The following is a 17,972-nucleotide window of genomic DNA, read 5'->3' on the forward strand; positions in this document are numbered from 1 at the left end:
AAGGGGTCGCGCCATGATACCGAAGTGACCGGCCGCGTCCGTTAAAAAGCGAGCATCCAGCCGCCATCCGATGGCGCGTTTGGGCCAGCGGCGCGCGCGGCCGGCAGGTGCGAATCGTTATAATTTGGCCATGGCCGACTCCAACGAACCCTCCGCCGGCGCTTTCGCAGCCGCTTTGACCGTCGATCGCGCGCCCCGTTCGCGCGCCATCGCTCCGCTGCCCGACCCGCTCATCAGCCAGATTGCGGCAGGCGAAGTGGTCGAGCGGCCGGCTTCGGTCGTCAAGGAACTGCTGGAGAATGCGCTCGATGCCGGCGCGCGTACGCTGCGCATCACGCTCGACGAAGGCGGCGTGAAGCGCATCGTGATCACCGATGACGGCTGCGGCATTCCCCCGAACGAGCTTCCCCTTGCGCTGATGCGCCACGCGACGAGCAAAATTCGCTCCCTCGCCGATCTCGAAGCCGTCGCCACGCTGGGTTTTCGTGGCGAGGCCATCGCGTCGATCGCGTCGGTGGCCGAGTTGTTCATCACGAGCCGCACGGACGATTGCCCGCACGCCACGCGCATCGACGCGCAAACGGGCGCTATTTCGCCCGCTGCGGGTACGGTCGGGACCACGATGGAAGTCCGCGAGCTGTACTTCAGCACGCCCGCCCGCCGCAAGTTCCTGAAGAGCGAACAGACCGAGCTGGGCCATTGTCTGGAAGTGATTCGCCGCATGGCGCTCGCCCGTCCCGATGTGGCCATTTCGGTCATGCATAACGGCAAGGCGGTCGAGCACTGGAACGCGAGCGATCCGCGCACGCGCGTCGCGAAGATACTGGGCGAAGTGTTCGAGACGTCGCATCTGCCGCTCGAGGAACGCGCCGGGCCGCTCGCCGTCTACGGATGCGCAGGCCTGCCGACCGCGAGCCGCGGCCGCGCCGACCAGCAGTATTTCTTCGTCAATGGCCGCTTCGTGCGCGACAAGCTGCTCACGCACGCCGTGCGCGCCGCGTACGAGGACGTGCTGCACGGCAATCGCTATCCCGCGTATGTGCTGTTCCTCGATCTGCCGCCGGAATCGGTGGACGTGAACGTGCATCCGTCGAAGATCGAAGTGCGTTTCCGCGACTCGCGCTCGATTCACCAGTACGTCTTCCATACGGTGCAACGGGCGCTGGCGCGGCATGCGGGCGCGTCGCCGGAGACCACATCGGGCGGGCATGAAGCGCGGTTGCAGCCGACCGGCGTCGCGTCCTTCAGCGCGCGTCCGCTGTCGGCGACGAGCGCGCCGCAGTCGCAATTCCATGCTCAACCGATGCAGCCGCAAAGCGAGAACGGCACGACCTGGCTGCGCCAGTCGCGCATGACGCAAGGCACGCTGCCGGTGGCGCAACCGCTCGCGCTTTACGACGCGCTCTTCGGGCGCAAGGAATCGAACGCCGCGACGACGGCTGCGCCCGAAGCATGGGCCAGCGACGCCGCGCCCGCCTACGCCACTTTGCCGCAATCGGACGAGCAGCCGCTCGGCTTCGCCATCGGGCAGATTCACGGCATTTACGTGCTTGCGCAGAACGCGCGCGGACTCATCATCGTCGACATGCACGCGGCGCACGAGCGCATCCTCTACGAACAGTTCAAGCACGCGCTGGCCGATCGCGCGATCGCGGTGCAGCCGTTGCTGATTCCCGTATCGACGACGGCTGATCCGGTGGAAATCGGCATCGTCGATGAAGAGCGGGAGACGCTCGACGCGCTCGGCTTCGATCTCGCGGTGCTATCGCCGACATCGATCGCGATTCGCGCGGTGCCTGCGTTGCTGAAGGACGCGGATCTGCCCTCGCTGGCTCGCGCGGTGCTGGCCGATCTGCACGCGTTCGGCGGATCGCGCGTACTGACCGAGCGCCAGCACGAACTGCTCGGTACGCTTGCCTGCCATCATGCGGTGCGGGCGAATCGCCGGCTCACGCTCGACGAAATGAACGCGCTCTTGCGCCAGATGGAAGCCACCGAGCGCGCCGACCAATGCAATCACGGCCGCCCCACGTGGTATCAGCTCACGCTCGCGGACCTCGACCGCCTCTTCATGCGCGGACAATGAGCGCCGTATCGATAGCCTGTCTGCTCGGCCCGACAGCGTCCGGGAAAACCGCGGCGGCGCTGGCGTTCGCGGCGGCATCGGCACGGCCGGTGGAGATCGTCAGTGTCGATTCGGCGCTCGTCTATCGCGAGATGGATATCGGCACCGCCAAGCCCACTGCCGACGAGCGCGCGGCGGCGCGGCATCATCTGATCGACATCGTCGATCCGGCCGGCTCGTACTCCGCCGCGCAGTTTCGCGCGGACGCGCTGCGGCTCACGGGCGAGATCGTCGCGCGAGGTCATGTGCCGTTGCTGGTCGGCGGAACGATGTTGTATTACAAGGCGCTCACGCAAGGTCTGAACGATCTGCCATCCGCCGATGCCGGCACCCGCGCCGCCCTCGACGCCGACGCCGCGCGCGAGGGCTGGCCCGCTTTGCACGCGCGGCTGGCATCGGTCGATCCGCAAACGGCGGCGCGGCTCGCGCCCAACGATTCGCAGCGCATCCAGCGCGCGCTGGAAGTGTTCATGCTGTCCGGCCAGCCGATGTCCGCGCTGCTCGCCGCGCCGCGCGTCGTGGACGATGAGGCGCCGTATCGCTTCGTGCCGGTTGCGCTGGAGCCGTCGGACCGGGCGGTGCTGCACGCGCGTATTGCCGCGCGCTTCGATACGATGCTGGCGGGCGGTTTCATCGACGAAGTGAAGCGCCTGCGGGCGCGCGGCGATCTGGATCTGTCGATGCCGTCGATGCGATGCGTCGGCTATCGGCAGGCCTGGGAGTATCTCGACGGTGCGACGGGCTATGACGAAATGCGGGACAAGGGAATCTTTGCGACGCGGCAGTTGTGCAAGCGGCAATTGACGTGGCTCAGGGGAATGCCGGAGCGGATTGTTGTGGATTGCTGTGCGGGGGATGCGACGGGGCGGGCCGTCGCGGCGGTGCGAGGAATCGTCGGGGCGTAGCTCTGCGCGGCATGCGTAATCGCATGACCCACGGTTACTTCGAAACGAACCTAAACATCGTCTGGGAAACCGTACAGACGGCGCTTCCCGAACTCGAGCGCGTCCTGGCAGGCAACGAGAAGTAGCAGCCAAACGAAGGCCAAAAAAAACCCTCGCACTGAGCGAGGGTCTTCATTACGGTTGAAGCAACGGCCCAATCAAACAACGACCGTCTGCGCCTCCCCTGCCCCGCTTTCCCGCACCACCCCAATCTTCCAGACCTGCTCTCCTGCAGCGGAAAGCAGCCCGGTGGCCGCATCGGCATCCTCGGCAGCGACGATCACCGCCATCCCGATACCGCAATTGAACACGCGATGCATCTCCGCATCCGCCACACCGCCGTGCTTTTGCAGCCAAGCGAACAGCGGCGGCAGCGGCCACGCACGATGATCCAGCTCCGCCGTCAGCCCTTCGCGCAGCACACGCGGAATGTTCTCGACAAGCCCGCCACCCGTGATATGCGCCATCCCCTTCACGGTGACGCTTTGCATCGCCGAAAGCAGCGGCTTCACATAAATGCGCGTCGGCGCCATCAGCGCATCGGCGAGCGAACGGCCATCGAAATCGGCGTTCAGATCGGGATTCGCGCGCTCGATGATCTTGCGCACGAGCGAGTAACCGTTCGAATGGATGCCGCTCGACGCCAGCCCGAGCACGACATCGCCGGGAACGATCGTGCTGCCGTCGATAATCTTGCTCTTCTCGACCGCGCCCACCGCGAAACCCGCGAGGTCATACTCGCCGTCCGGATACATACCCGGCATTTCCGCCGTCTCGCCGCCGATCAGCGCGCAACCCGCGAATTCGCAGCCCTGCGCGATGCCCTTCACCACGTCGGCGGCGGTATCGACATCGAGCTTGCCGCACGCGAAATAGTCGAGAAAGAAGAGCGGCTCCGCGCCCTGCACGAGAATGTCGTTCACGCTCATCGCGACCAGATCCTGGCCGACCGTGTCGTGACGGTTCAATTCGAACGCGAGACGCAGCTTCGTGCCCACGCCGTCCGTGCCCGACACCAGCACCGGCTCCTTGAACTTCTTCGGCAATTCGAACAGCGCGCCGAATCCGCCGATGCCGCCCAGCACGCCCTCGCGCAAGGTCTTCTTGGCAAACGGCTTGATGCGGTCGACGAGCGCGTCGCCCGCGTCGATGTCGACGCCCGCGTCGCGGTACGACAAACCTTGAGTCGAATCGGCAGGATTCGAGGCGGATTTCGGTTGATTCATGGGGGGAGCGCAAGAAGGTCGGTAAAATGCGATTTTACCCGATGATGAACCGGCGACGGTCGGCCGGCTGGTTTTCCCGCAGCGCGACTGCACCCTTTTCGAGATTGCGGCCGCAGCAGGAAGCGCCGCACCTGAGCGCGCAATCGACGGCAGCAACAGGCGCCGCGCGAAACGGCTCACGCGCCCGCGCTTTTTCGAGAAAACGCAGCTCTTCGATGCAGCCCGACGACATCCATTCCCCGTGCAACGCCAACTGACGCTCGACCTCGGCACCCCGCCGCCCGCCACCTTCGACAATTTCTTCGCCGCCGGCAACCACGAACTGGTCACGCGGCTGCGCGGACTCGAAGGCGCACTCGCGGCCGGCCCGGTCGCGGACCGCTCGTTCTATCTGTGGGGCGAGCCGGGCAGCGGGCGCAGTCATCTTCTGCATGCGCTCGTCCATGAAGCGAGCGGCCGCGCGCGCTACCTGAGCCCGCAAAGCGCGCTCAACGCATTCGGCTTCGATCCCGAAGTGGCGCTGTACGCGGTCGACGATTGCGACCGCCTCTCCGCCCCGCAGCAAATCGCGCTGTTCAATCTCTTCAACGAATGCCGCGCGCATCCGACAAGCGCGCTCGTCGCCGCCGGCAACGCCGCGCCGATCACGCTCGGCGTGCGCGAAGACTTGCGCACGCGCCTCGGCTGGGGACTCGTCTTCCATCTGATGCCGCTGACCGACGAGGCGAAGGCGGCCGTGCTGAAGCACGCAGCCCACGAGCGCGGCATCGTGCTGGCGGAAGACGTTCCCGCCTATCTGCTCACGCATTTCCGGCGCGACATGCCGAGCCTGATGGTGCTCTTCGACGACCTCGACCGCTTCTCGCTCGAGCAGAAACGCGCGGTCACGCGATCGCTCCTGCGCACGATGCTCGCGCAGACCGGGCCGGTGCCGCCGCTTGCCGCCGTCGCGCCGCCGGAACCGCACGAACCGGACGATCCCGGCTCCGCCTGCGCCGCGCCCGACAACGCGGGCAGCCGCTTCAAGTAGAATGCGTCCCCATGAACCTCGCCCTTTTTGATCTCGATCACACGCTCCTGCCCACCGACAGCGACCACGAATGGGGCCGCTTCATGGTGAAGCTGGGCATCGTCGATCCGACCGAATTCGCGCGTCAGAACGACGCCTTTTACGCCGATTACAAGGCCGGCGTGCTCGACATCAACGCGTATCTGCATGCGATGCTCGCGCCGCTGTCGAAGTACTCCCGCGAGCAGCTCGCCGACTGGCACGCGCAGTTCATGCACGAGATCATCAATCCGCGCATCGTGCCCGCCGCGGTCACGCTCGTGCGCGAGCACCAGGACAACGGCGATCTCTGCTGTCTCGTCACCGCGACGAATGCGTTCATCACGGCGCCGATCGCGGAGGCGTTCGGCATCGAAACACTGATCGCGTGCGAAGTCGAAACCGTCGACGATCATCCGCACGGCGCGTTCACCGGACGGCCGCGCGGAACACCGAGCTATCGCGAAGGCAAGATCGTGCGCGTCGAGGAATGGCTCGCGTCGCTCGGCAAGACGATCGGCGACTTCAAGCGCAGCTATTTCTATAGCGACTCGCACAACGACATCCCGCTTCTCGAGCGCGTCACCGACCCGGTCGCGACCAATCCCGACGACACCTTGCGCGCGCACGCGCAAGCCAAAGGCTGGCGCATCCTGAACCTCTTCGATACACGTGATTAAAAAACTCATCCGCAAGCTGTTCGGACAAGAGAGCGCCGAATCCCAGGAAAGCGCTTCGAACGACACGGCAACCGCACAGGCCGAAACGAAGTCCGCCCGCAAGACCGTGCGCGTTCCGCGCAAGAAAGCCGCCGCGCCCGTGAAGCGCGATCCGAGCGTCCCGGTGATCCTGTCGTCGGAGATTCACGGCATCGACCAGTCGCTGATCTCGAAGAACGCGATGCGCGTCACCGATGGCCTGCAGCAAGCGGGGCATCGCGCGTTCATCGTCGGCGGCGCGGTTCGCGATCTGCTGCTCGGCGTCGCGCCGAAAGATTTCGACGTCGCCACCGACGCCACGCCCGACGAAGTGCAGCGGCTCTTCCGGCGCGCGCGCATCATCGGGCGGCGCTTTCAGATCGTGCACGTGCAGTTCGGGCAGGAAATCATCGAAACATCGACGTTCCGCGCGCTCGTCGATACCCCGCCGCCCGCGCCTGCCGCCGAACCGCCGCGGCGCTACCGGCGCGGCGAGCTCGACATGCGCACGCACGCCGTCGATGCGTCCGGCCGCGTGCTGCGCGACAACGTCTGGGGCGAGCAGCACGAAGACGCCACGCGCCGCGACTTCACGATCAACGCGATGTACTACGATCCGGCCACGCAAACCGTGCTGGATTATCACGACGGCATGGCCGATATCCGCGCGCGCCTGTTGCGCATGATCGGCGATCCGGCCACGCGCTATCGCGAAGATCCGGTGCGGATGCTGCGCGTCGTGCGCTTCGCGGCGAAGCTCGGCTTCGAGATCGACGAAGCCACGCGCGCGCCGATCAAGGAACTCGCGGACCTGATGGACAACGTACCGGCCGCGCGTCTCTTCGACGAAATGCTGAAGCTGCTGTTGTCGGGCCACGCGCTCGCGTGCCTCACGCGCTTGCGTCAGGAAGGCTTGCATCACGGCGTATTGCCCTTGCTCGATGTCGTGCTCGAACAGCCGCATGGCGAGAAGTTCGTCACGCTCGCACTCACCAGCACCGACGAGCGCGTGCGCGCCGGCAAGCCCGTGTCGCCGAGTTTCCTCTTTGCGACACTGCTGTGGCACGACGTGCAGACGCGCTGGCAGAAGTACACCGGCGCGGGCGAATTTCCGGTGCCGGCGCTGCATCGCGCGATGGACGACGTCCTCGAAATGCAGACCGAGAAGCTCGCCATCCACAAGCGCTATTCCGCCGACATGCGCGAAATCTGGGGCTTGCAGCATCGGCTGGAAAAGCGCGGCCGCAGCGCGCTGAAGCTGCTGGAACACCCGCGATTCAGGGCGGGTTATGATTTCTTGCTGCTGCGTTGCGAGTCGGGCGAACTGGATGCGGAAGTCGGACAATGGTGGACCGACTTCATCGAAAGCGACCACGCACAGCGCGAAACGCTGCTGGCGCAAGGCGGCAAGGACCACAACGCGCCCAAGAAGCGCCGCCGTCGCAGCAATGCGAAGCGCAAGACGGGCGAAGCCGCTGAACTGGGTGTCGCGACCGAGGCGCAAGCGTCGTCTGTGAGCGGCGCCGAACAAACCAGCGCAGAAAGAAGAAACGGCGGAAGGGGCGAAGGCTCAGACAACGAATAAAGCCGGTTTTCGCTACAGTAGCGGCTGAAGGTTTGCACCCGGGCAGCGTGCCTGGGTCTCACCGGCTTATCGCCCAAGACCTACCCGTAGGACGACCGCCATGACGATTGCATATCTGGGCCTCGGAGCGAATCTCGGCGATGCGCGCCAGACCTTGAAAGACGCAGTCGTGTGTCTCGCGCAGCAGCACACGATCACCGTGCTCGCGAAATCGAGCCTGTACCGCACCGCGCCGATCGATTCCTCCGGCGACGATTACTTCAATTGCGTCGTCAAGCTCGAAACGACGCTTCCCGCCCGTGCGCTCCTGCGTCTGTGTCACGTCATCGAGGAACAGTTCGGGCGCGAGCGGCCGTATCGCAACGCGCCGCGCACGTTGGATCTCGATATCCTGCTGTACGGCGCGTCGAGCATCGACGAGATGGATCTCGTCGTGCCGCATCCGCGCATGACTGAGCGCGCTTTCGTGCTGGTGCCGCTCGTCGAGCTCGAACCCGATCTCATCATTCCGCAGCGCGGCCGCGCCGATGCGTTCGTCGCGGCGGTCGCCGATCAACGCATCGAAAGAGTCGCGACGTGTCAGTGCCTCGCGTTCGGCGCTTCTCCCGCCACCAACAACAAGACCATTTGCCGATGAGCGCTCCGCCACTCACCGTGACCGCGCCGCAACTGCGGCCGCCGCACCGTTACATTGCGATCGAAGGGCCGATTGGCGTCGGCAAGACCACGCTCGCGACGCTGCTCGCCGAACGCTGGTCGATGCGCACGCTGTTCGAGCGTCCGCAGGACAATCCTTTCCTCGAGCGTTTCTATCGCGACACCACGCGGCATGCGCTCTCGACGCAACTCAGCTTCGCGCTGCAACGCGTGGCGCAAACGCGCGAAGTCGCGGAGATGCTCACGCACAATACGCCGATGATCGCGGACTTCATCACGCAGAAAAGCGATCTCTTCGCGCGCCTCACGCTGCCCGACGACGAGTTCCAGTTGTACGGCGACATTGCTTCGCGCATCGGCGCGAGCGCGCCCGCGCCGGATCTGGTCGTTTATTTGCAGGCCAGTCCCGAAGTGCTGTTCTCGCGCATTCAGAAACGCGCGCTGCCGATGGAGCTGCAAATCTCCGATTCGTATCTGCGCGCGCTCACCGATGCTTATAACGACTTCTTCTATCACTATGACGCGACGCCGCTGCTCACGGTCAACGCCGAGCATCTGAACCCGGTCGCGTCGGACGAGGATCTCGCGCTGCTCGTCGAGCGCATCGAGACCATGCGCGGGCGCAAGGAATTCTTTGTCAAAGGCGTGTCGGTCTGAGCTTAGGCTCGATGCTCGCGCCATATTCAGCGAAAAAATCATGACGTATCTGCAGGAAACGAGCCGCTCGACGATCACCGTCCCGAAGCTGCAAGCCATGCGCGAGGCGGGCGAACGCATCGTCATGCTGACGTGTTACGACGCGAGCTTCGCCGCGCTGCTGGATCGCGCGGGCGTCGACGTGATGCTGATCGGCGATTCGCTCGGCAACGTGCTTCAAGGGCACAGCACGACGCTGCCCGTCACGCTCGACGACATCGCGTATCACACGGCATCGGTGGCGCGCGGCAACAAGAGCGCGCTGATCGTCGCTGACATGCCGTTCGGCACCATCGGATCGCGCGAAGAGACGTATGCCAACGCCGTCAGGCTGATGCGCGCCGGCGCGCAGATGGTGAAGATCGAAGGCGGCGAATGGCTCGCGGAAACCGTGCGCTTTCTCGTCGAGCGCTCGATTCCGGTATGCGGCCACGTGGGACTCACGCCGCAATCCGTGCATGCGTTCGGCGGCTTCAAGGTGCAAGGCAAGACGGATGCAGCCGCCGAACAGATGCGGCGCGACGCCCTCGCGCTGCAGGATGCGGGCGCGCAGTTGCTCGTGATCGAAGCGGTACCGACGCTGCTCGCACGCGATGTCACCGCGAAGCTCGTGATCCCGACGATCGGGATTGGCGCGGGCATCGATTGTTCGGGTCAGGTGCTGGTGCTGCACGACATGCTGGGCGTTTTTCACGGCAAGCGTCCGCGCTTCGTGAAAGATTTCATGCAAGGCCAGCCGAGCATTTTCGCCGCCGTCGAAGCCTACGTGCACGCGGTCAGGGACGGCAGTTTCCCCGGTCCCGAGCATACGTTCTGATCGGCATCAGGCCGGCGCGGCCCGTAGCGGGTCTGCGCTTTCTCGTACATACTGCACGGGCGAGGTTCTTGCACACTAGCGTTCGAAAACGTCTTTCCGAAAACGAGAACGATCATGTGGCACTCCCTTCCCGACGAATACGTGCGCGCGCAGCTTGCTGTCGGCGCGCTCGTCATGTTCGGCGTCGCGCGGGTCGTCGCGGCGGTGCTCGGGGCGCAGCATGGATGGCGGATATCGGCGGTGACGCGCGCGTTCATAGTGCTGTCGGTCGTATTCTGCCTGCCGCAATTGCTCGATGTGCTGTTGGCCGCGAGTTCCGGGCGGGCCTTCGTCGAGCTGCAGGGCAAAGTGGCTGGCTGCGCGCTGGCGCTGTTCTGCGCGCCGATCGTGAGTCATCGGCTCGGCTATGAATGACACGCCGCGCCTGATGTCACGACGCGAAGCCCGGCACGCTATGTGACAGCACCGACGCCGTCACGAACACCATCACCATCAGCACGGCTTCGACGCGCATCACGTTGATGACCGTATGCGCGTCCGTCGTCGATGCCGTGCGTTGCAAGCGCGGTAACGCGGACCATCGACTGAGCGCGCCCAACATCAGCGCGCATGCGATCAGCGCGCTTTTCAACAGCAACGCCCTGCCCCAGCCGCTGCCCGTCAGCACGTCGGCCGATCCGCCCGTCCCGCGCCATGCATTGAACACGCCCGTCGCGATGGCGAGCGCCACCGCGATCGCCGCCGCGTGCGACATGCGCGACACGATGCGCACCAGCGAAGCCCGCGCCACGGACGTATCGAGCGCCGGCAACACCGCCGCCGCCCCCGCGATCACCACGCCGCCCCACACGCCCGTTGCAAGCAGATGCAGCGTCTGCACGCCTTCGGCAATCGAGAACGCGCCGGCGTCGGCGGCATGACCGACTGCGGCCTTGCCCGCCGCCGCGACGATCGCGCCGAGCACGGCCGCCGCGACACGGCCTGCGCCCAACGCTCCGCTCGTCCCGGAGGCGAGCGCAAGCAACACGCCGCCGGCGCACGCCACCGCCCAGCCGACGCCCGCATGCGTCGCCGTCGCGACGAGCCATAGCGACGCGCCGGCGTCGAGGATCGGCGAGCCGCTCATCGCGGCGGATTGCAGCCACAGCGAAGCGAAAATGCACGCGATGAAGACGAGCGCCGACACGCTGCTCGTGCGCGACGCGCGCCGATATCCACCCCGCGCGGGCGACATTGACGCAAACGCACGTTCGCGGCCGAGCCAAACGCGAAGCAGCAATGCGCCGAGCGCCGACGCGAACGCGAGATCGGCGAGCGCGGCGAAAAAGACTTGAAGCAGCCAGAGCGAATCGATGCTCATGAAGCGGCGCGAACGCGAATTGCTGAGTGGGGATGCGGGCGAGTCATCGAGCAATATTTGGATGAGGGCTCGCGCAGTCTAAACGACCGGCGTGCGCAACACAGCGGACCCTGAAAACCGATGCGCCTTGAACGTCGCCGCACGGCTTCCTAAGCTCCTCGACAAGCGAGCGGTGAGCAAGCGGCAGGTCACGCGTCCAACTCTTGTCGATAAATAGCGATTCAACGCAATGTCAAAGTTCTTGTCTGTCGCGCGGCATATTGTCGCGATTTCGCCGCAGCACGCCCGAAAAGTTGTGTCAAATAGTCACCATCAGGCAACGATGATAGAATTCCGCGTCGCATCAGAGGCTCGTCGAGCCGCTATGGCCGTGGTCCGCCACCCTCCGCCACCGTACGCGTGGCCGTGGTTCGCCACCTTCGCACCGAGCCGCACGAAGCTCGGCAGGTCCCCGAATTTCATGGAGTGTCGCGTGTTTTCAAGACGCATTTTTCGTCCGCTGCTCGCTCTGGCAGTGATCGGCAGCGCTGGCGTTCTCAGCGCGGGTCAAGCGCAAGCCCAGGCGCAAAGCCAGCCGATCGCCCCCGACACGATGGCAGCGCGCGTGCAAGGCTGCACCGCATGTCACGGTGTTCACGGCGAAGGCACGGACAATGACTATTTCCCGCGTCTTGCCGGCAAGCCCGCCGATTATCTGTACAACCAGCTCCAGAATTTCCGCGAAGGCCGGCGCAAATACCCGCCGATGAACTACCTCGTCACGTATCTCTCGGACGACTACCTTCATCAGATCGCGACTTACTTCTCGCAGCAGCGTCCGCCGTATCCGCCGCCCGCCAAGACGAACGTGTCGGCGAGCACGCTCGCGCGCGGCTCGCAGCTCGTGCTGAACGGCGATGCATCGAAGAACATTCCCGCGTGCGCGGCGTGTCACGGCAAGGGCCTGACGGGCATGCAGCCCGCCATTCCCGGTCTGGTCGGCCTGCACTCGGACTACATCAGCGCGCAGGTCGGCGCATGGAAGTCCGGCACGCGTCACGCGAAGGCGCCTGACTGCATGCAGCAAATCGCCACGCGCCTGTCCGACGACGACGTGACCGCCGTCGCCGCCTGGCTCTCCACGCAAACCGCACCCGCCAACCCGGTGCCCGCGCCCGCTGGCTCGTTGAAGATGCCGCTCACGTGCGGCAGCGAACCGCAATAAGGCGTCTGGAGCGACAACACAATGAAACGCAAGTCCCTGTTCGCACTCTCCTCGGCTGTCGTGGTGGCAGCCGTCGCAGCCGGCGCCGTCCTCTGGTCGGGCGGCGACAATCTCCACTCGGGCGGCGCCATCGCGGCGACGCCAGGCGACAAGGCCGCGCTCGTCAAGCAAGGCGAGTATCTGGCCCGCGCCGGCGACTGTATCGCCTGCCACACGGTTCGCGGCGGCAAGCAGTTCGCGGGCGGCCTGCCGATGGCCACCCCGTTCGGCACGATGTTCACGCCGAACATCACGCCGGACGACAAGTACGGCATCGGCAAGTGGACCGCCGACGACTTCTATCGCGCGATGCACACCGGCCGTTCGAAGGACGGCAGCCTGCTCTATCCGGGCTTCCCGTTCACGAGCTACACGAAGGTCACGCGCGCCGACTCCGACGCGATCTACGCCTACCTGCGCTCGGTTCCGCCGGTTTCCGAGCCGAGCCGTCCGCATGAACTGCGCTTCCCGTTCAACAACCGCAACCTGCTGATCGGCTGGCGCACGCTGTTCTTCTCGGAAGGCGAGTACAAGCCGGATCCGACCAAGTCGGTCGAATGGAACCGCGGCGCGTATCTGGTCGAAGGTCTCGGTCACTGCGGCATGTGCCACACGTCGATCAACGCGATGGGCGGCCCGGTCAATTCGGCGGCGTTTGCCGGCGGCCTGATCCCGCTGCAGAACTGGTATGCGCCGTCGCTGACGTCGAACAAGGAAGCCGGCCTGGGCGACTGGGACATCAAGGACATCAACGATCTGTTGAAGACCGGCGTGTCGCAGCGCGGCGCGGTGTTCGGCCCGATGGCGGAAGTGGTTCACAACAGCCTGCAGTACATGACCGACGCGGACATCAACGCGATGTCGACGTATCTCAAGTCGATCCCGCAGAAGAAGGAAGCGCCGGAACCGCTGCAGCTGGAAACCTCCGAGAAGTTCGGCGGCGAACTGCTCACGATGGGCAAGAAGGTCTACACCGAGAACTGCGCGAAGTGCCACGCGGAGAATGGTCTCGGCAAGCCGCCGGCTTACCCGCCGCTCGCGAACAATCAGTCGATCCAGATGCCGTCGGCCGTCAACCCGATCCGCATGACGCTCAACGGCGGCTATCCGCCGAGCACGGAAGGCAATCCGATGCCGCACGGCATGCCGCCGTTCGCGCAGTCGCTGTCGGATACGGAAGTCGCGGCAGTCGTGACGTACATCCGTATGTCGTGGGGCAACCACGGCACGCCGGTGTCGCCGCAACAGGTCAGCAACCTGCGTTCGGCGCCGCTCGACTGACATCTTCGTAAGACAGCGTACAATACGTACAGGGCGCGGCCTTATATCGGGGCTGCGCCCTTTGCTTTTTGGTGGATCGGTCATGCATGCAGGGGAACGTTTCAACAGCATCAGCCATCTGATCGGCGCGGTCTTGTCGATAGCGGGACTCGTGACCCTCGTGACGATGGGCGCGCTCGAAGGCGACGCGTACAAGGTCGTGAGCTTCGCCGTGTACGGGGCGATGCTCTGCGTGCTCTACCTGATCTCGACGTGGTATCACTGCACGCGCTCGCCGCGGCTGAAAGCGATCCTGCAGAAGTGCGATCACTCGGCTATTTATTTGCTGATCGCCGGCAGTTACACACCGTATACACTGGTGACCTTGCGTGGCCCCTGGGGCTGGTCGCTATTCGGTGTGAGCTGGGGACTCGCTGTCCTCGGCATCACGCAGGAACTCACGCTCGGGCGAAGAACCCGCAGCGTTTCGATGGTGCTCTACGTGTTGATGGGCTGGCTCGCGCTCGTAGCCGTTCATCCGCTCGTGACGACGCTGCCGGCCGCGGGCACCGCATGGCTGGTGGCGGGCGGCGTCATTTATACCGCCGGTATCTGGTTTTTCATCAACGACGAGCGCATCCGGCACGGCCACGGTATCTGGCATCTGTTCGTGCTGGCGGGCAGTCTGTGCCAGTTCGTGAGCGTCGCGCGCTATGTCGCGTGAATCCTGAATCGGCGTATATCACGCATCGCAACGATTGCGATGCAACTTCCAGCCAGCCGGCGTGTCTTGATAGCGCGTCGAAGCATGCGGCACTGCCAGTGCGGTCGATGACCGCGAATCATGGCCTGCCGCCCGATTTTCCCGAGCGTCGCACACGCGCTCAGCCGGCCGAACCTCCGTTCGCCGCTGCAATGTATCGCGTGCGCCGTTCGCCATAACGATTTGAACACCCTATATGTCTTTTGATTCACTCGGACTGTCAGAGCCCCTCCTTCGCGCTGTCAACGAATTAGGCTATACCACTCCCACCCCCATTCAGCTTCAGGCCATTCCAGCCGTGCTCAAAGGCGGCGATCTGCTTGCGGGCGCGCAAACCGGCACCGGCAAGACGGCGGGCTTTACGCTGCCGATCCTGCAACGCCTCTCGCAACTCGCCCCCGCTCAGGGTGGCGCAAAGCGCCCGGTGCGCGCGCTGATCCTCACGCCGACGCGCGAACTCGCCGCGCAGGTCGAAGAAAGCGTGCGTGCGTACGGCAAATACCTGAAGCTGCGCTCGACCGTGATGTTCGGCGGCGTCGGCATCAATCCGCAGATCGATGCGCTGCGCCGTGGCGTGGATATCGTCGTGGCGACGCCGGGCCGTCTGCTCGATCACATGCAGCAGAAGACCATCGACGTTTCGCAGCTCGAAATTCTCGTGCTGGACGAAGCCGACCGCATGCTAGACATGGGCTTCATCCATGACATCAAGCGCGTGCTCGCGCGTCTGCCGCAGAAGCGTCAGAACCTGTTGTTCTCGGCCACCTTCTCGGACGAAATCAAGGCGCTGGCCGACAGCCTGCTCGATTCGCCCGCGCTGATCGAAGTCGCGCGCCGCAATACGACGGCCGAGCGCATCGAACAGAAGATTTATCCGGTCGATCGTGAGCGCAAGCGCGAAATGCTCACGCATCTGATCCGCCAGAATGACTGGTTTCAGGTGCTCGTCTTCACGCGCACGAAGCACGGTGCGAATCGTCTCGCCGAGCAATTGACGAAGGACGGCATCAGCGCGCTCGCCATTCACGGCAACAAGAGCCAGTCGGCGCGCACGCGTGCGCTCGCCGAGTTCAAGGCGGAGACACTGCAGGTGCTCGTCGCGACGGATATCGCGGCGCGGGGCATCGACATCGATCAGTTGCCGCACGTCGTCAACTTCGATCTGCCGAACGTGCCGGAAGACTACGTGCACCGTATCGGCCGCACGGGGCGCGCGGGCGCGGACGGCGAAGCGGTGTCGCTCGTTTGTGTCGATGAACTGCAACTGCTAAAGGATATTGAACGCCTCATCAAGCGTCCCATTCCGCAGGAAGTGATTCCCGGCTTCGAGCCCGATCCGAACGCGAAGCCCGAGCCGATCCAGCGCCGCAGCCAGGGACGCGGCGCACCGCGCGATGGCGAACGGCGCGATGGCGGCCGCGGTAACGGGGCATCGCAGGGACAGGGCCGTGACGCAAAGCCGGCAAATGGCGGCGGTGCGGGCGGTCAGGGACAGCGCGAGAACCGCGCGCCGCGCGATGCACGCAGCGCCAACAAGCCGGCAACGGCGGGAAAGCCGGGCAACGGCGGCGGCAATGCAAAGCCCGCGCCGCGTCGCGCTGAAGCCGCGACTGTGGGCCATGCGCCGAATCCCCGCGCGAAGGCCGGTAACCCAGGCGCGCTGCTCGGCGGCAAGCCGCGTAAGGACAACGGCGGCGGCCGGCGCGATGGCATGCGTTCGGGCGATCGCGGGCGCTAAACCGTCGAAGTTCGGGCGAGCCGCCGAGTGGCGGCTCGTTTTGCTTTTGCGTGGTCGTGCGAGGTTGCAGATGCGCGGCTACGTACACGGCGCAGCAACCGGCACTAACCGCCGGACGTCCGGCCGTTACGCCAATTCACGCGGCGGCGCTCGCCGCCCGCGTCAACCACTCGATCTGCTCCCGCCAACGGGCGTGCACACTGTCGGCATCATCCAGCTCGAACGTGATGCCGCCCGTCAGCCGCGCGTAATTCACGCGCTGAATCTCTCCGCTTTCAATCGAGCCGACAAAACAGGCAAGCGGCACGCCGTCCAGCGCGACGCGCCGTGCGTCCAGTTGCACTTGATAGAAGGCTTGATCGAAAACGAAAGTCAACGTCGCGCGTGCGCTCGAAGCAATTGCCTGCGCGGTACGCGACGACGGCCACAGCGCAAAGCACAGCGTCCGCGCGTCCGGCGCAAGCAACTCGCCTGCGCTCAGCAACGCGGTGCGAATGCGGCCGGCGCCATCGACGGCGCAAAGCGACACCGTGAAGCCGTGCGGCGCGCTCGTGAGCGTGCCGTCGAACAGCGCGCGCAACTCGGGCGGCCACTCATCGAAGGCAGTTTGCGCAGAGCGTGACGCCTCGTCCGACATTGCTTCGGCTCAGCGAAAGAAGAACTGCGTGATCTTGGCGAGCGGATAATGCACGCCCGGCTGAATGCGCGCCGGCAGATCCAGCGGCTTCAGCAGCATCTTGATGCACTGATCCGCCGACAGATTGCGCCGCACGAGTGCATTGACGCTCGCGAACAGTTCACGGTTATAGCTCGAATCCTTGACGCGCTCGGGGTATCGGACAGCGAAAACGTGCCGCAGGGCGATCTCCGAATCTTCGCTCTTTAGTTCCATCACGCGGCGAATGAGCGCGCCGAGTACGGCCACGCGGCCATTGCCTTCGATCTTGTTCCACTTCTTGAAGAAGCGGAAAAAATGCTTGTAGTGCCGCACCTCGTCCGTGCGGATGTGATCGGTGATTTCCTTCAGCACCGGCTCGTCGGAACATTCGTTGATTGCCCGATAAAGCGTGGCCGTGCCGGTTTCGATGACGCAGCGCGCCACCATTTCCAGCGCACGCTTCTTCTCGAACTGTTCGTACGAGCAGGTCAGCGAATATTCGGCGAAGAAGTTCTTGAACGCCGTGTCCCAGTCGAACTCCGGCCAGACGTGATTGATGTACGTCTTGAGGGCCCGGCCGTGCTGCATTTCCTCCGGCTCCCATTCCCTGTTCAGCCAGGCCGAGACTTCGGGATCGTCCTTGAAATAGGTGCTCAGATTGCTCGTGTAGAGATCCGTCCCGCTCTCGATGAACGAGCAGGCGCAGAGCAACAGGAGAAGATGTTCGTTCGATGCCGCTTTCTGACGGTCGATCCGGCTGAGATCGATGTCCTCGATTCGCCACGGCATGACGTGGGTGCTGTCTGTGTGCATGTATCGCGCTCCTGGCTGAACTGAACGCGCCACCGGCCGATCAACGACGGCCAAGGTTCAGGCGACGCCGCGAACGTTCAGTCCGAGCGTCCTCTATCAAAAGTTAGCGGCTGTGCTTTTGCATCTTAGCCGTCCTGCAATGACTTTGCAGACATGGGGGACAGACCCGCCGCGCGGGGCGCGGTTCCGCTCGCGTCTTGCCGTGCGTCAAATTTCTACCAGTCTTGACGTGCTTTTGACAACGAGCGAGGCCGGGGCAGGAAGAGCATGAACCGTGCCGTTGAGATCTGTCGCGCAAAAGAAAAGGCGGCCGGAGCCGCCTTGTGTCGCTGAACATCATT

General features: G+C 64.7%; 17 protein-coding genes and 1 pseudogene. 14 read left to right on the top strand and 4 right to left on the bottom strand.

From position 1 onward, the window contains the following. The first annotated feature begins 130 nt into the window (after positions 1 to 130). The 3 genes and pseudogenes from mutL to BG57_RS31460 all read left to right on the top strand — a co-directional run. On the top strand, positions 131 to 2,086 hold the full coding sequence (mutL, locus tag BG57_RS06315) for a DNA mismatch repair endonuclease MutL (protein ID WP_035961397.1): 1,956 nt from the start codon (positions 131 to 133) through the stop codon (positions 2,084 to 2,086). Then, on the top strand, positions 2,083 to 3,030 hold the full coding sequence (gene miaA, locus BG57_RS06320) for a tRNA (adenosine(37)-N6)-dimethylallyltransferase MiaA (protein ID WP_035961400.1): 948 nt from the start codon (positions 2,083 to 2,085) through the stop codon (positions 3,028 to 3,030). The genes mutL and miaA overlap by 4 nt, the downstream gene beginning before the upstream one ends. Positions 3,031 to 3,032: 2 nt before the next feature. Further along, positions 3,033 to 3,155, top strand: a pseudogene (locus tag BG57_RS31460) (HepT-like ribonuclease domain-containing protein); the annotation flags it as partial. Between the two features lie 72 nt (positions 3,156 to 3,227). On the opposite strand, the gene purM reads toward BG57_RS31460, so the two are convergent. Next, entirely contained in the window at positions 3,228 to 4,295 is a 1,068-nt protein-coding gene (gene purM, locus BG57_RS06330; RefSeq protein WP_035961404.1) for a phosphoribosylformylglycinamidine cyclo-ligase, read from the bottom strand. A 241-nt stretch (positions 4,296 to 4,536) separates the two neighbouring features. On the opposite strand from purM, the gene hda reads away from it, so the two are divergent. The 7 genes from hda to BG57_RS06370 all read left to right on the top strand — a co-directional run bounded on the left by hda (position 4,537) and on the right by BG57_RS06370 (position 10,210). Further along, positions 4,537 to 5,325, top strand: a complete 789-nt coding sequence (hda, locus tag BG57_RS06340; RefSeq protein ID WP_035961410.1) for a DnaA regulatory inactivator Hda — start codon at positions 4,537 to 4,539, stop codon at positions 5,323 to 5,325. Positions 5,326 to 5,336: 11 nt separating this feature from the next. After that, entirely contained in the window at positions 5,337 to 6,023 is a 687-nt protein-coding gene (locus tag BG57_RS06345) for a histidinol-phosphatase (protein WP_035961414.1), read from the top strand. Further along, complete coding sequence (gene pcnB, locus BG57_RS06350; protein ID WP_035961418.1) at positions 6,016 to 7,626, top strand: polynucleotide adenylyltransferase PcnB; 1,611 nt, start codon at positions 6,016 to 6,018, stop codon at positions 7,624 to 7,626. Before BG57_RS06345 ends, pcnB begins: the two co-directional genes overlap by 8 nt. Before the next feature lie 100 nt (positions 7,627 to 7,726). Next, positions 7,727 to 8,263, top strand: coding sequence for a 2-amino-4-hydroxy-6-hydroxymethyldihydropteridine diphosphokinase (gene folK / locus BG57_RS06355; RefSeq protein WP_035961421.1), 537 nt, complete (start codon positions 7,727 to 7,729; stop codon positions 8,261 to 8,263). Next, positions 8,260 to 8,940 carry a deoxynucleoside kinase gene (locus tag BG57_RS06360; RefSeq protein ID WP_035961422.1) on the top strand — a complete coding sequence of 227 codons (681 nt, stop codon included), beginning with the start codon at positions 8,260 to 8,262 and terminating at the stop codon, positions 8,938 to 8,940. The genes folK and BG57_RS06360 overlap by 4 nt, the downstream gene beginning before the upstream one ends. Positions 8,941 to 8,980: 40 nt before the next feature. After that, complete coding sequence (gene panB, locus BG57_RS06365) at positions 8,981 to 9,796, top strand: 3-methyl-2-oxobutanoate hydroxymethyltransferase (protein ID WP_035961424.1); 816 nt, start codon at positions 8,981 to 8,983, stop codon at positions 9,794 to 9,796. Positions 9,797 to 9,910: 114 nt separating this feature from the next. Next, positions 9,911 to 10,210: a hypothetical protein gene (locus BG57_RS06370; protein ID WP_035961426.1), complete on the top strand. Its 300-nt coding sequence runs from the start codon at positions 9,911 to 9,913 to the stop codon at positions 10,208 to 10,210. A 16-nt stretch (positions 10,211 to 10,226) separates the two neighbouring features. Here the strand turns inward: BG57_RS06370 and BG57_RS06375 are convergent, their stop codons facing one another. Then, a complete protein-coding gene (locus tag BG57_RS06375) occupies positions 10,227 to 11,156 on the bottom strand; it encodes a CopD family protein (protein WP_035961429.1) in 930 nt (309 codons plus the stop codon). A gap of 460 nt (positions 11,157 to 11,616) precedes the next feature. On the opposite strand from BG57_RS06375, the gene BG57_RS06380 reads away from it, so the two are divergent. From BG57_RS06380 to BG57_RS06400, 4 genes are all read left to right on the top strand, one after another. Next, on the top strand, positions 11,617 to 12,360 hold the full coding sequence (locus BG57_RS06380; RefSeq protein ID WP_035961902.1) for a c-type cytochrome: 744 nt from the start codon (positions 11,617 to 11,619) through the stop codon (positions 12,358 to 12,360). 21 nt (positions 12,361 to 12,381) lie between these two features. Next, positions 12,382 to 13,680, top strand: a complete 1,299-nt coding sequence (locus tag BG57_RS06385; RefSeq protein ID WP_035961436.1) for a c-type cytochrome — start codon at positions 12,382 to 12,384, stop codon at positions 13,678 to 13,680. Positions 13,681 to 13,762: 82 nt separating this feature from the next. Then, a complete protein-coding gene (gene trhA, locus BG57_RS06390) occupies positions 13,763 to 14,383 on the top strand; it encodes a PAQR family membrane homeostasis protein TrhA (protein ID WP_035961443.1) in 621 nt (206 codons plus the stop codon). A gap of 235 nt (positions 14,384 to 14,618) precedes the next feature. Next, a complete protein-coding gene (locus tag BG57_RS06400; protein WP_035961447.1) occupies positions 14,619 to 16,160 on the top strand; it encodes a DEAD/DEAH box helicase in 1,542 nt (513 codons plus the stop codon). Positions 16,161 to 16,296: 136 nt separating this feature from the next. Here BG57_RS06400 and BG57_RS06405 read toward each other — a convergent pair whose 3' ends face one another. Next, complete coding sequence (locus tag BG57_RS06405; protein ID WP_035961448.1) at positions 16,297 to 16,797, bottom strand: PNPOx family protein; 501 nt, start codon at positions 16,795 to 16,797, stop codon at positions 16,297 to 16,299. 9 nt (positions 16,798 to 16,806) lie between these two features. Continuing rightward, the gene (locus BG57_RS06410) at positions 16,807 to 17,631 is read right to left on the bottom strand and encodes a ferritin-like domain-containing protein (protein ID WP_035961449.1); all 825 of its coding nucleotides are present in this window, start codon (positions 17,629 to 17,631) and stop codon (positions 16,807 to 16,809) included. Between the last annotated feature and the right edge of the window lie 341 nt (positions 17,632 to 17,972).

The organism is Caballeronia grimmiae (assembly GCF_000698555.1).
In the GTDB taxonomy this organism is placed as follows: domain Bacteria; phylum Pseudomonadota; class Gammaproteobacteria; order Burkholderiales; family Burkholderiaceae; genus Caballeronia; species Caballeronia grimmiae.

What these genes read in the sequence shown, in the direction of transcription:
- BG57_RS06385 (WP_035961436.1), top strand. Translation starts at nt 12,382, where the DNA reads ATGAAACGCAAGTCCCTGTTCGCACTCTCCTCGGCTGTCGTGGTGGCA.
- purM (WP_035961404.1), bottom strand. Translation starts at nt 4,295, where the DNA reads ATGAATCAACCGAAATCCGCCTCGAATCCTGCCGATTCGACTCAAGGT.
- BG57_RS06400 (WP_035961447.1), top strand. Translation starts at nt 14,619, where the DNA reads ATGTCTTTTGATTCACTCGGACTGTCAGAGCCCCTCCTTCGCGCTGTC.
- BG57_RS06410 (WP_035961449.1), bottom strand. Translation starts at nt 17,631, where the DNA reads ATGCACACAGACAGCACCCACGTCATGCCGTGGCGAATCGAGGACATC.
- BG57_RS06360 (WP_035961422.1), top strand. Translation starts at nt 8,260, where the DNA reads ATGAGCGCTCCGCCACTCACCGTGACCGCGCCGCAACTGCGGCCGCCG.
- mutL (WP_035961397.1), top strand. Translation starts at nt 131, where the DNA reads ATGGCCGACTCCAACGAACCCTCCGCCGGCGCTTTCGCAGCCGCTTTG.
- BG57_RS06405 (WP_035961448.1), bottom strand. Translation starts at nt 16,797, where the DNA reads ATGTCGGACGAGGCGTCACGCTCTGCGCAAACTGCCTTCGATGAGTGG.
- panB (WP_035961424.1), top strand. Translation starts at nt 8,981, where the DNA reads ATGACGTATCTGCAGGAAACGAGCCGCTCGACGATCACCGTCCCGAAG.
- folK (WP_035961421.1), top strand. Translation starts at nt 7,727, where the DNA reads ATGACGATTGCATATCTGGGCCTCGGAGCGAATCTCGGCGATGCGCGC.
- BG57_RS06375 (WP_035961429.1), bottom strand. Translation starts at nt 11,156, where the DNA reads ATGAGCATCGATTCGCTCTGGCTGCTTCAAGTCTTTTTCGCCGCGCTC.
- BG57_RS06380 (WP_035961902.1), top strand. Translation starts at nt 11,617, where the DNA reads ATGGAGTGTCGCGTGTTTTCAAGACGCATTTTTCGTCCGCTGCTCGCT.
- trhA (WP_035961443.1), top strand. Translation starts at nt 13,763, where the DNA reads ATGCATGCAGGGGAACGTTTCAACAGCATCAGCCATCTGATCGGCGCG.
- BG57_RS06370 (WP_035961426.1), top strand. Translation starts at nt 9,911, where the DNA reads ATGTGGCACTCCCTTCCCGACGAATACGTGCGCGCGCAGCTTGCTGTC.
- miaA (WP_035961400.1), top strand. Translation starts at nt 2,083, where the DNA reads ATGAGCGCCGTATCGATAGCCTGTCTGCTCGGCCCGACAGCGTCCGGG.
- BG57_RS06345 (WP_035961414.1), top strand. Translation starts at nt 5,337, where the DNA reads ATGAACCTCGCCCTTTTTGATCTCGATCACACGCTCCTGCCCACCGAC.